This window comes from Candidatus Symbiopectobacterium sp. 'North America' (genome assembly GCF_015762685.1).
In the GTDB taxonomy this organism is placed as follows: domain Bacteria; phylum Pseudomonadota; class Gammaproteobacteria; order Enterobacterales; family Enterobacteriaceae; genus Symbiopectobacterium.
The window spans coordinates 139,541-151,548 of the sequence record NZ_PEHF01000026.1 but is presented as its reverse complement, the minus strand read 5'-3'; the positions used below and the strand labels follow the sequence as shown (position 1 = coordinate 151,548).

The window sequence follows — 12,008 nt, the reverse complement described above, 5'->3', positions numbered from 1 at the left end:
GAGCCGTATAGCAAGACGGATTATTTTTCTCTGCTGATACTTTGCGATAGCGAGCGTCTGGCGCAGCGCAGTGCGCAGGCGGCGAAAGAGATTGAAGCACTGATTGCAGAATCGGTAACGCGTGTGTCAGCCGGTGCCAGTCAGATTCAGCAATCCGGCGAAGCCATGAGTAGCATTATCGAGTCAGTGAGCCACGTTAATGATGTTATCAGTGAAATTGCTGCAGCGACAGAGGAGCAGAGCCACGGTATTTCGCAAATCAGCCAAACGGTGCATGAAATGGATCGTGTCACACAGCAGAATGCGGCGCTGGTGGTGCAATCTGCCGAAGCGGCGGCCGAGCTGGAAGATGAAGCGGATGGCTTGTTGGCGGCGGTCGATGTGTTCCATCTGACGGAGTCAGCGCCCGCATCCCGACCGACACAGAGTGTCATCAAACCGCTGGTAAAACGGCCTGGCGTTGCGCCGCGGCCCACTGTGCTGCTCTCCAGCGGGCAGAATGCGACGCATGGCGGTTGGGAGAAATTCTAAGAGGTAAAACAACGCCCTGCACATTGCGGGGCGTTGTGTGTTCAATTTTTATACCGGTACCTGCCGGTAGCCGTAAATGCTTACAATCGCGGGAAGCCGCCATCACCCTGCCAGTTAGGTAATTGCTGATAAATCTGCTCTACAGCCCGCGTTACTGCTCGGTTGACTGAGCAGTAAAACGCCACCAGCGCTGGCTGAATGCCGACAAAAATCACTTCAGGAATAAACGTTTGCAACTCATCAATCATAAAGGTGAGCGGCATACTGTGGGTATTCATCAGCATATCTTCGGCAATACGCGTCGGATCGACGATACGTATGGCGCCCGGTTCGAGCCCCATGTCCGTGGCGTCCACTACTAACAGGCGCAAAGGTGGCGCAGCACGCAGGCGATGCACCGCGTTTTCCGGGATGGCACCACCATCGATGACCGCCCAGCCCGGTAGCGGATTGTGTTGCAATCGTTCGGCGAGCAGTGGCCCTGCTCCGTCGTCACCCATCATCACATTGCCTACCGCTAGTACCATGTTGGGCGCGGAGCACGGTGTATCGGTATCAAGGGTGTCCAGGCTGGCAAGATGCGCTTCCCAATTCATCGCTTACTCATCCATCCGTTTAACCATCAGGTACAGCGCTGACTCCCGCTCTATGGCGGCCAGATAGTCGAGTAAGGTGGCGCTCCAGGCGGCGAAACGATCGCCGTCTCCCAGTGCACTAAATTCCTGATGCAACAAGCGGGTATGTGAACTGTCGAGGGTGATTTCTCCAAATTTCAACAACCCGGCCATTTTTCGTTGTGCATCGCCAGGTGGCCGTTGGGCTATCCATACCTGATAGTCGTCGAGCGGACACGTCAGTACCGGTTTCAGGCAGTCGATCACGCCGACGTGGTGACCGATAGCCAGCGAATAATACATGACTTGCTGGGCCTGCTCCGGCACCTTGTCTTTACTGTCGAGAAATTTTTGGCTTAGCGCGTAAAACATCACTTTTCCACTCATAGTGGCCGAACTCCTTTTTGCCAGCCGTGATACTGTGCCAGTAATCGCCGCACAATTTCACTCAGACGCGGATCGTCCTGGTTTGCCAGATAGGCGTTAACGCGCGCTTCCAGCATCTCTTGCGGTGATTGGAGCAGCAGGTTGATAAACGGGTCGCTGATTTCTCGCCCCTGACGATAACCCGCCATGCGTCTGGCTTCCCGCTCCAACTGTATGCGTAAATCCAGCGGCGCGTCAGGCAGCAATAGTGCGACCTGCTCATGTTCTCCTTGTTCCGTGCTGACGCCGTGCAGTTTTTGCTCTAGCAACCCCAGCGCCACGGCAAAGCCGTAAATGGTCGCCGCAGGGGTAGGTGGGCAGCCGGGAATATACACATCGATAGGCACGATGGTGTCGCTGCCGCCCCACACACAGTAGAGATCGTGGAAGATACCGCCGCCGCAGCCGCAGGCACCGTAGGAGATACAGATTTTCGGGTCAGGTGCGGATTCATAGGCATGCAGCGCCGGGCTGCGCATCGCACGTGTGACTGCGCCGGTAAACAGCAGAATGTCAGCATGGCGCGCTGAGACCACCACTTTGATGCCAAAACGCTCGGCATCAAAAATAGGCGTGATGGCGGAAAAAATTTCGATTTCACAGCCGTTACAGCCACCGCAGTCGACACGATAGACATAAGCAGAGCGCTGAATATCTTTCAGCAATGTTTTCTTCAACTGCTGGGTCTGTTCATCAAGCTGGATGGGCGTGCTGCGCGTATGGACCGATGACGGTATGTCTACGCCGTTGAGTAGTTCACTCATTATGGCACCCTTGACTGAAAGCCGCCGCAGGCGGCGTGATAAAATGCTGGCTCAGCGTTACGTTGCCTTTATGCGGCATGCTCTGTTTACGTTTGCATTCCGGGCAGGTTTCGAACTGTGCGCGCCGGGCTTTTGCATCCTCTGCCGACATGCCAGCCTGTTGTAGCAGCCCTACCGTATAGGCCACCTCTTTTTCTGGGGCGAAGGGGCGGTGACACTCGTGGCATGCCAGCAGTCGGAAGGTGGCCCGCTGGAACAAATCCGCTTTATTGGCGACAGCCATCTCAAACTCTTGTGACAGCACGATCGCACGCGTCGGGCATACTTCCTCACAGCGTCCGCAAAATATGCAGCGCCCGAGGAACAACTGCCAGGTGCGGGTGCCGTTCACCACATCGGTTTCCATGGTCAGTGCATTCGCCGGGCAGGCGACGGTACAGGCTGCGCAGGCAATGCACTGCTCGGGGTCGTATTACGGTTTGCCGCGAAACCCTGCTGGCACGTCGAGTGGCGCAAACGGATATTTGATCGTACTGTTGCCTGCGTCGCGCAGGATTTTGAACAGTTTTAACATGATGTCATCCCTCTATTTCAGCGGCGAACGCGTGCGTTCCAGCCCATAGAGCTCGATCTCTTTATAGGGCACGGTTGTGATTTTCTGTTTGCGCACGTCAATCAGCGTTACCCGATCGGTACAGGAGTAGCACGGGTCCAGGCTGCCGATGATCAGCGGCGCATCGGATACCGTATTACCGCGCAGCATATAGCGCAGCACCGGCCAGTTGGCATAGGTAGCGGCACGGCAGCGCCAGCGGAACAGTTTCTGGTTATCGCCGGTCATGCTCCAGTGCACGTCTTCGCCGCGTGGCGCTTCTGCGTATCCCAGCGCGGACTGATAAGGCTTGTAAGTAAACCCTTCGGTCAACAGCGGGCCTTCGGGCAGATTGTCCAAACCGTATTCCACGATAGCCAACGAGGTCAGCACTTCGCGAATGCGCACCAGCACGCGGGAATAGACGTCCCCGGAGCTCAGATGGTGCAGTTCCATTGGCAGATCAAGGTAGGCGGAGTAGGGGTGATCGATACGCATATCGCGTTGAAATCCACTGGCGCGGATCATCGGGCCCACCGGGCTGTAATCACGTGCTACTTGTGATGACAAAATGCCGATCCCCTGCGTGCGTTGCAGCATATTGGGAGTATTCAGCAGTATGTCGGAGAGTTGCATAATTTCGGCGCACATCTCACGGATCAGCTTGATGGTTTTCAGCCGGTCTTCTTTCAAAATATCGCGGCGAATGCCTCCAATCAGATTCAGACCGTAGGTTTTGCGCGCCCCGGTCAGCATCTCAGCGATAGTCATGGATTTTTCGCAGATGCGGAAGAACTGCATAAACCCGGTATCAAAACCGACGAAGTGACTCGATAGGCCGATGCTCAGCAGGTGACTGTGCAGGCGTTCCACTTCCAGCAGAATGCTGCGAATGGCGTGCGCCCGTGGCGGTACCACAATGCCCATCGCATTTTCTATCAACGTGGTGTAGGCGACGCTGTGGGTAAAACCGCAGATGCCACAGACCCGATCGGACAGGAAGGTGACTTCGTTATAGCCCATACGCGTTTCCACCAACTTCTCCATGCCACGGTGGACGTAGAACAGGCGGTAGTCGGCGTCAATAATCTGCTTGCCGTCGACAAACAGGCGGAAGTGACCGGGTTCATCGGAGGTGATGTGCAGCGGCCCAATCGGTACTACGCGGGTGTCGCCAGTGGCTTCGTTCACAAAGGAGTAGGTTTCATTATCCTGTGTCGGTGCCGGGCGCTGGCGGTAATCCATCGCATCTTTGCGCAGTGGGTACAGATCGTCTGGCCAATCATCGGGCAACACCAGACGGCGTTCATCCGGCAAACCGACGGGGATCATGCCATACATATCAATCACTTAGCGTTCGCTCCACACGGCGGCAGGCACGCGCGGCGTTACCGATGGAAACTCAGGATTGATCGGGTCGATCAATGCCTTGACGATCACCCAGCATTTTTCCCCTTGTTCCATCGACAGCACGTAGTAAATGGCAAAATAACCGTTCAACGTCCGTTCATCGTTACCAAACAGGACTGACAGCCAACCGCCGTGCTGATAGTAGAGATGCTCCACCACATCCGGCAGGCTTGCCAGTTTCACCGTCAGTGTCAACTGATCGTCGGTTTGCCACGCCTGTTCCAGTACGGCGTGGGGAAACCGCTGCTGCACCTGCGCGGCATAACCCGCGCCGCGTTTGGCGTTGGTTGCAGCAGCCACGGGGGGAGTAAGATGTTCATTCATCACGGGACGTCTCCTGACGAGAAAGGGTAAGCGGTGCGCGTTCGATCGGCGACAGTGCCGTGGCGGCAGAGGCCTCGGTGGCGTGCGATTGCAACACCAGCGCGCTGGCGCTTTCCAGTAAACGGATAACAGGTTGTGGAATATGCGTGCCCATCAGCAACATTAATGCCAGCAGAATGGCCATCGGTGCGGTAGTCAGCATGCCTAACTCGCCTTTGCTGACGGCGGCAGGGCTGTTGCCCAGCACGGTGCTGGCGACCATGCGCACCAACCCAGCCAGTACGACAGTCAGCAGAAACAACAACACGATAACCAGCCACAGATAGCCCGCGTTGATGCCGGCAGTGACGGTCATAAACTCACTTAAAAACAGGTTGAACGGCGGCATGCCGCCCAGCGCCAATGCACCACCGGCCAGCAGCGCACCGGTAATGGGGGTGACACGCAGGATGCCTTTCACTGCATCCATGTCACGCGTGCCGTATTTAAGCAGTACGTTGCCGGAGCCGCAGAACAGCAGGGTTTTCGCCAGACTGTGATTGAGCGTGTGCAGTAGTGCTGCCAGCACACCGAGCGGGCCACCGATGCCAAGCGCCACGGCAATCAGTCCCATATTTTCCACGCTGGAGTAGGCGAGCAGTCGCTTCATGTCGCGCTGAACCAGAATCAGGAACGCGGCCACTACGACAGACAGCAGCCCGAACACCAGCAACAGCCGCTGCGGAAATACTGGGCCGATGGCGGCGCTGACGATCATGGTATAACGCACAATCACCAGCAGAGCGCAGTTGAGCAGCACGGCAGAAAGCAGGGCGCTGGTCGGACTGGGGGCTTCACTATGGGCATCGGGTAACCAGGCGTGCATTGGGAATAGACCTGTTTTGGTGCCGAAACCGATAATGACGAAGATAAACGCCAGATGCATCAGCGTGCTGTCCAGCTCGGAAGCATGTTGCAGCACTTCGGTCCAGAAGATGGCATCACCCGGTGTCGCCATCACGTTGGCGGCGTTGGCATAGACCAGCACGGTGCCATATAACCCAAACGCGACCCCGACAGTACAGATGATGACGTACTTCCACTCCAGCGACAAACGCTGTCCGTACAGGCCAACCAGAAACGCGGAACTGAGCGTAGTGGCTTCAATGGCGGCCCACATCACAATCAGGTTGTTACTGGTTATCACCAATAACATGGTGAACAGAAACAGGTGGAATAAACTGTAGTAGTGGCACAACGTCGGGACGGAGACCTCGCCGCTGCTCACTTCATGGTTCATGTATCCCATGGAGTAAAGCCCAGTGAGAAAACCGATAATGCCGAGAATGGCGAGAAACAACGCGCTCAGGCTATCCAGATGCAGCCAGCGATGTGCTGCCAGAATCTCGCCCTGGGAGGCAATCATTCCCACCACGTACAGCGAAAGCACCAGCAACAGGCTGATGCCGCACAGGTGGATAACGCTCACCGCCGTGCGCGCCGCACCGCCGCACCAGCGGCAAGCAAATGCCAGCAGCGCGGTGATGAACGGCGTGGCAAGCAGGGTGAAAAGCAAGGTCGAACTGGTCATGCGCTTACCCCTTCAGTTCCGTAACTTGTTGAACGTCCAAGGTATGCAAGGTGCGATGGATTTTGCGTGCCATCAGCGCCATGACGATGATGGCAAAGATGGCATCGGTGGCGATACCAATCTCCACCAACTCCGGCGCGCGATGCGCCAGCAACGCTAATGTCAGATGCGCGCCGTTCTCCATCAGGCAATAGCCGAATACCAGTTTGAGGATGTTACGTTGTGTGACGATACACAGCAGGCCGATCATAAAGTGGCCGAGTGATACCGCGAGCGCCGGTTTAAGCGCACTGACCATCGGTAGTTGCACCGGGGCCACCACGAAGTAGCTCAGTACCACAATCAATACCGCCAGCAGCAAGATAGCCACCGGACTGATAATGCCGCCGTCGGCGCTCGGGTCGTCCAGACGACGAAAAGCGCGATACATGATGGCAGGCACCAGAATCACCTTGGTGACCAGAGATACAGCTCGTGCGCCTGCAACAGGTTAGCCAGTGCGACGAATATCAGCACCAGTACCAGCGATTGCAGCGCGTAGAGTAGCGATGAGGCCGTAGGCCGTTTGGCGGCGATCACCAGTAGCGAGGTGATGATTAGCAGTCCAGCCAGATTGTTGACGATAAGCGAACCAGTCATTTCATTTTCTCCTTTCGCCCATGCCTATTGCAGCCACAGCGCAGCAAACACGCTGGAACACAGCGACATGATGATTAACACCACCAGCACGCCCTGCATGGTGGCCGGGAGCGGTGCCGCCGCCGCCACCTCTTCCGACGGTTCACCTGGCACTGTGCGTCCGAACCAGTAAAGGAACCAGGCAAAGCTGGCGACAGATTCCACCAACGCAATCACCAGCAGCGGTAACAGCCAAAGGTGCTCCGCCGAGAGCTAGAAACCGGCGGCAAACAGCGGGAATTTGCTAAAGAAACCGTTAAACGGCGGCACCCCGGTGATCGCCAGCGCTGCCACGCAAAAGCCGATGCCGAGCAACGGCGTTTTACGCATCAATCCTTTCAGCCGTGGCAGCATGCGAGTGCCGCAGCTGTAGCTCAGCGCACCGGCAACCAGGAAGAACAGGCTCTTGGAAAAGGCGTGGTTGAAGATGTAGGCAATGCCGGCCTCAAACGCCATGCGTGATCCGAAGGTCGCCAGTGACAGTGCGAAAAAGATGTACGACAGTTGGGTAATGGTGGAGTAGGCCAGCAGGCGTTTCATGTCCTTCTGCGGTAAATACATCAGGAAGCCGTAAACTAGCGTAAAGGTCGCCATCACCAGCCCGACCACGCCGATCACATGCGGGATGTCGTCCGTTGCCAGAATGGCGCGGGCAAAAATATACACACCCACTTTCACCATCGAGGCGGCGTGCAGATAGGCACTGACCGGTGTTGATGCTTCCATCGCATCCGGCAGCCAAACGTGCAGCGGCCACTGGGCGAATTTCCCCCAAGCGGCGAACATGATGCCGGCGAACACCACAATTTTATCGGCGCTGTCTAACTGGCTGATGGCGCTCAGTGCAAAGGTGCCAGTTTTGGCAAACAGCCAGGCGGTGGCAAGGTAGAGGCCGACAGAGGCAACGTGAGTGATCAATAGCGCTTTTAACGCCGAACGCAGCGACTTCGGTTGCTGGTAGTAACCAATCAACGCCCAGGAGCACCCACCGGTGATTTCGAAAAACAGCAGTTGCCCGAGCAGCGTGGAAGAGAGCGTCAGGCCCGCCATTGCCCCGATGAACACCAGCAGAAACGCATAGTAGCGATTGGTGCCTTCATGCGGGTGCTCCCGGTTGCCTGACGTCAGATAGCCGCAGGAGTAGACGCTGACCAGCAGGCCAAGGAACACCACGGCAAAACCGATGAGCAGGCTGACGCGGTCAAACACAAAGCCGAACAGCTCGGCGTTACCGTAGCGATACAGCGTAATCACCGTATCTTGCTGGCCTGCCGCATACCAGCCCCAGGCCAGCGATGCCATACCCAACGTCGCTAACAGGGCGAACAGGCTGCACAGCACTTTGGCGTGGCGCTGTGGCGCAACGGCAATCCACAGCGCGCCGATAAAGGGCAGCAGCAACGTCGCCAGCGCGCGACTTTCTATAACGAACGTATCCATAATCGCGATGGGCTCCTATAGACCGGTGAGGTAAAAAACAAAGGCCAGCGAGGAGATACCGAATCCGAGCCAGGTAACGCGCCCGGTTAGCAGAAAGCGCCCACGCGCCAGGCTGTTTTCAAACACCGCAGCGGCGACAAACACCAGCAACAGCTTTAACAACAGCGCGATGCTGCCCCACAGCATGGCACCGAGGGTGAAACTGTCCGCCTTGCCAAACGGCACGAAAATGGAGAGAAACAGCACCGCTACCACCACCTGCTTGAGGCTGATCCCCCATTTCACCAGCGCTAATCCGGCACCGGAATATTCGGTCAACGGGCCTTCCTGTAGCTCCTGCTCTGCCTCAGCAACATCGAAAGGAATTTTCCCCATTTCGATAAAGGTGGCGAAAGCGCAGGCCAGCAGAGCCAGACCGGTAGCCGTTGGTGAGAGCCAGGCACCCTCTGCCAGCACATGGCTGATATTGCCGATATTGGTGGAACCGGCTATCAGCGCCACCACCAGCAGCGACAGAATCAGGATCGGCTCGACTAAAATACCGAGCGTCAGTTCGCGGCTGACACCGATACCGGCAAACGGGCTGCCGGAATCCAGTCCTGCCAGTGAAAAGAAGAAGCGAAACAGGGCAAACAGATAGAGCAGGGTGATGATGTCGCCGCCGGCACTAAACGGCGAACGCAGCGTTACAGCCGGCAACGTCATGGCGACCAGCAGCATCGAGCCGATCAGTACAAACGGCATCAGGCGAAACACCCCGCCAGCGTGTTCTGGTGCGACGGATTGCCGCTTCAGCAGCTTGATGATGTCGCGGTAGTCCTGTAACAGTCCCGGCCCTTGACGCGAGTGCATCTTGGCGCGGATCACGCGCGCCAGCCCGTAGAACAATGGGCCAAGCGCGAAGAGCACCAGTGCTTGCAACAACGCGCACACCAGACGGATGATGAGCGGGGCGGCACCGGATAGCGTAGTTTCAGTAAACATCGGATTCTCCTTATGCCATCGTGACCAGCAGCACCACCAGCGCCGCGACGACGTACAGGCAATAGAGCTGGAAATCGCCGTGTTGTATCCACTGCATCACGCGGCTCACCAGCTGCAAGGCGTTTGCTAACGGCATCACTATGCGGTTAGCAAGCATGGATTCGGCGTTTTCAGCGGCACGCGTCGTCTGTTCCAGCGTCCGTTGTAGCATTGGGCCTGGTGCCAAGGTTTTCCGTATGCGGTAGAGCGGAGCAAACAACACGCGCAGCGGTTGGGTAAAGCTGCCCGCCGAAGCGGCCATGGCACCTTCGTACTCATAACCGCACGCCCAGGACGTACCACGCTGGCGGAATGCCTGACGTCCCCCCTTCGCGCCCACGTAGAGCAGCAGCGGCAACAGCGGCAGCGCAAGCAGCAAAATAAAGATCAACGGGGTTGAGAGCGAGGTTTGTGCCGGATTGCCGGGGAACAGCGTCAGCCCGTGCGCCACCACAGGGGCCGCTTCGCCAGTCAGGCTGACGGCAACCTGGGTGATAACCGGTGCCACCAGACTGGCACCGACGCCCAGCGCGACACACAGCAGCGCCAGCAGGCCCATGGCGAGAGTCATCGGCCAAGGCACTTCCCGTGCCCGCTCAGCTTTCTCACTGCGCGGGGCACCGGAGAAACTGATGCCGTACACTTTGACGAAACACATGGCGGCCAGCGCACCGGTGATGGCGAGCATCACAATGGCAATCGGGGCAATCAGCCGCAACCCGAAGCTCCCTTGATGGCTCAGGGTAAACAGCGACTGATAGGTGAACCATTCGCTGACAAAGCCGTTGAGCGGCGGCAGCGCGGAAATCGCCATACAGCCGACCAGAAACGCCAGCTCGGTGTACGGCATACGGCGGGCAAGGCCACCCATCTTTTCCATGTCTTTGCTGTGCAGCCGGTAGATCACCGCGCCGGCACCCAGGAACAGTAATCCTTTAAACAGCGCATGGTTCAGCAAGTGGTACAGCCCGCCCAGCAGGCCTAACGCGGCCAGCAGCGGCTAATGCGTGGCGATGCCAATCATGCCGACGCCGACGCCCATCAGAATGATACCGATGTTTTCTATCGTGTGATAAGCCAACAGGCGCTTGATATCGTGCTCCGCCAGTGCGCACAGGCCCCCCAGCACTGAAGAGACCGCGCCGAATGCCAGCACCACCACGCCCCACCAGGTTGCGGTGGCTCCGAGCAAGTCGATACCCACCTTAATGATGCCGAAGATACCGATTTTCACCATCACGCCCGACATCAGCGCAGAGGCGTGTGACGGTGCGGCGGGGTGGGCGCGCGGCAGCCAGCCGTGTAGCGGCAACATCCCGGCCTTTGCGCCAAACCCGAAGAACGCCAGCAGGAACACCACCGAAGCCTGTAACGGCGGCAGTTTTGCCTGACGAAAATCGGCAAAATCCAGACTACCGCTGGCGCGGTAAAGCAGGAAGAACGCCACCATGATCAGCACCTATCCGGCATGGGCAATCAGGAAGTAGAGCAGCCCGGCATTAATGGCTTCGTCATCCTGATCGGAGATCACCAGGAAGTATGAACTGAGCGACATCACTTCAAACAGGATGATGAAATAGAAGGCGTTATCCGTCACCACCAGCGCGACCATTGAGGCGATAAACAGGTTCATATGGAACCCCATCGCGCCAGCGCGTCCGCGGTACTCTTGCAGATAGGCGAGTGAGTAGAGGGCAGTGATGGTCGCCAGCAGTGAAATCACCAGCACCATAAAGGCAGCCAGTGCATCCAGCCGCAGTGTTAATCGCGCAAAAGCGACAAAGGGGCCATCGAACGATGCCAGTAATGGCTCGGTGCTGGTCAGCACCGGAAGTGCGGCGGCGACACCGGCGAGCCCGGCGAGCAGGGAAGAGGTGCCACTGAGCTTGATTGCCCAGTTATCGTTGCGGGCCAGACAAAGCGATAACAACGCGCCTGCCAGATAGAGCGCCAGCGAGAGAGCCAGCCATGCAAAGGGAGTCATCATGATTTTGGCTCCCATTCCATTGCCGCAAAGGGCTGATTGCCCTGCGGCCACGTCATTGCCTGACGGCGCTTGGCCTCGGTCGCGGCAGCAATATGTGACTCATCCACGACAAAAAGTGCCTGCGTTGGGCAAACGCGTACACACTCAGGTTTGTCCTGAAAGGCACACAGGTCGCATTTTACCGCCACGCTTTTCACTCCCGCATTCCATGACAGAAACGGATTGATGGAGGCAACGCTGACGGACACGTCCGTTAAGGCTTCAACGGGAAAGTGGTGAGCGAAGGCCAGCGGCTTGCTGCCAGACGGGGTTATTGCGCCAAACGGGCACGCGATGGCGCACAGCTTGCAACCGATACAGGCGACTTCATCCAACACCACAGAATTGTTGCGCTGCGTGATGGCGTTAACCGGGCATACCTGTGCGCACGGAGCATCCTCACAGTGGCGACACAGGACGGGGGCGGTGCCTTGGGCATCTCGCTTCACCGTCAAACGGGGATGGGTTTGCAACCCATGCTGGCGGTGTATCTGCGTACAGGCCGCCATACAGGTGTTACATCCGATACAGCGTTTGGGCTCCGCAATGACGAAGCGATTCATAGCCATACCCTCCGGGGCTTCTCCTATGTTGGGCTTCGTAAAGCATA

7 protein-coding genes and 5 pseudogenes are annotated in these 12,008 nt (G+C 57.4%); 1 reads left to right on the top strand and 11 read right to left on the bottom strand.

What is annotated here, in order from left to right; translation table 11 throughout:
- Positions 1-531 (top strand): methyl-accepting chemotaxis protein (locus tag CS369_RS06310; protein ID WP_244664815.1); only part of this gene is annotated, 531 nt, incomplete at its 5' end.
- A gap of 80 nt (positions 532-611) precedes the next feature.
- Here the strand turns inward: CS369_RS06310 and hycI are convergent.
- The 11 genes and pseudogenes from hycI to CS369_RS06255 all read right to left on the bottom strand — a co-directional run bounded on the left by hycI (position 612) and on the right by CS369_RS06255 (position 11,961).
- Positions 612-1,058 carry a hydrogenase maturation peptidase HycI gene (gene hycI / locus CS369_RS06305; protein ID WP_244664821.1) on the bottom strand — a complete coding sequence of 149 codons (447 nt, stop codon included), beginning with the start codon at positions 1,056-1,058 and terminating at the stop codon, positions 612-614.
- 72 nt (positions 1,059-1,130) lie between these two features.
- Complete coding sequence (locus CS369_RS06300; RefSeq protein ID WP_196906417.1) at positions 1,131-1,532, bottom strand: formate hydrogenlyase maturation HycH family protein; 402 nt, start codon at positions 1,530-1,532, stop codon at positions 1,131-1,133.
- The gene (locus CS369_RS06295; RefSeq protein WP_196906415.1) at positions 1,529-2,335 is read right to left on the bottom strand and encodes an NADH-quinone oxidoreductase subunit B family protein; all 807 of its coding nucleotides are present in this window, start codon (positions 2,333-2,335) and stop codon (positions 1,529-1,531) included. The genes CS369_RS06300 and CS369_RS06295 overlap by 4 nt, the downstream gene beginning before the upstream one ends.
- Positions 2,328-2,909 (bottom strand): annotated as a pseudogene (gene hyfH, locus CS369_RS06290) (hydrogenase 4 subunit H). The gene CS369_RS06295 and the pseudogene hyfH overlap by 8 nt, the downstream one beginning before the upstream one ends.
- A 12-nt stretch (positions 2,910-2,921) precedes the next feature.
- A pseudogene (locus CS369_RS06285) lies at positions 2,922-4,661 on the bottom strand (NADH-quinone oxidoreductase subunit C).
- Complete coding sequence (locus CS369_RS06280; protein ID WP_196906413.1) at positions 4,654-6,231, bottom strand: hydrogenase 4 subunit F; 1,578 nt, start codon at positions 6,229-6,231, stop codon at positions 4,654-4,656. The pseudogene CS369_RS06285 and the gene CS369_RS06280 overlap by 8 nt, the downstream one beginning before the upstream one ends.
- Before the next feature lie 4 nt (positions 6,232-6,235).
- Positions 6,236-6,870: pseudogene (hyfE, locus tag CS369_RS06275) on the bottom strand (hydrogenase 4 membrane subunit).
- Between the two features lie 24 nt (positions 6,871-6,894).
- Positions 6,895-8,349, bottom strand: a pseudogene (locus CS369_RS06270) (hydrogenase 4 subunit D).
- 15 nt (positions 8,350-8,364) lie between these two features.
- Positions 8,365-9,333 (bottom strand): respiratory chain complex I subunit 1 family protein, encoded by a 969-nt coding sequence (locus CS369_RS06265; protein ID WP_196906411.1) that lies wholly within the window; start codon positions 9,331-9,333, stop codon positions 8,365-8,367.
- 10 nt (positions 9,334-9,343) lie between these two features.
- A pseudogene (gene hyfB / locus CS369_RS06260) lies at positions 9,344-11,359 on the bottom strand (hydrogenase 4 subunit B).
- Positions 11,356-11,961 (bottom strand): 4Fe-4S dicluster domain-containing protein, encoded by a 606-nt coding sequence (locus tag CS369_RS06255; RefSeq protein ID WP_196906409.1) that lies wholly within the window; start codon positions 11,959-11,961, stop codon positions 11,356-11,358. The pseudogene hyfB and the gene CS369_RS06255 overlap by 4 nt, the downstream one beginning before the upstream one ends.
- Positions 11,962-12,008: the final 47 nt, after the last annotated feature.

Excerpts from the sequence above, each read along its gene's own strand:
- hycI (WP_244664821.1), bottom strand. The coding sequence starts at position 1,058 with ATGGTACTAGCGGTAGGCAATGTGATGATGGGTGACGACGGAGCAGGG.
- CS369_RS06300 (WP_196906417.1), bottom strand. The coding sequence starts at position 1,532 with ATGAGTGGAAAAGTGATGTTTTACGCGCTAAGCCAAAAATTTCTCGAC.
- CS369_RS06295 (WP_196906415.1), bottom strand. The coding sequence starts at position 2,335 with ATGAGTGAACTACTCAACGGCGTAGACATACCGTCATCGGTCCATACG.
- CS369_RS06280 (WP_196906413.1), bottom strand. The coding sequence starts at position 6,231 with ATGACCAGTTCGACCTTGCTTTTCACCCTGCTTGCCACGCCGTTCATC.
- CS369_RS06265 (WP_196906411.1), bottom strand. The coding sequence starts at position 9,333 with ATGTTTACTGAAACTACGCTATCCGGTGCCGCCCCGCTCATCATCCGT.
- CS369_RS06255 (WP_196906409.1), bottom strand. The coding sequence starts at position 11,961 with ATGAATCGCTTCGTCATTGCGGAGCCCAAACGCTGTATCGGATGTAAC.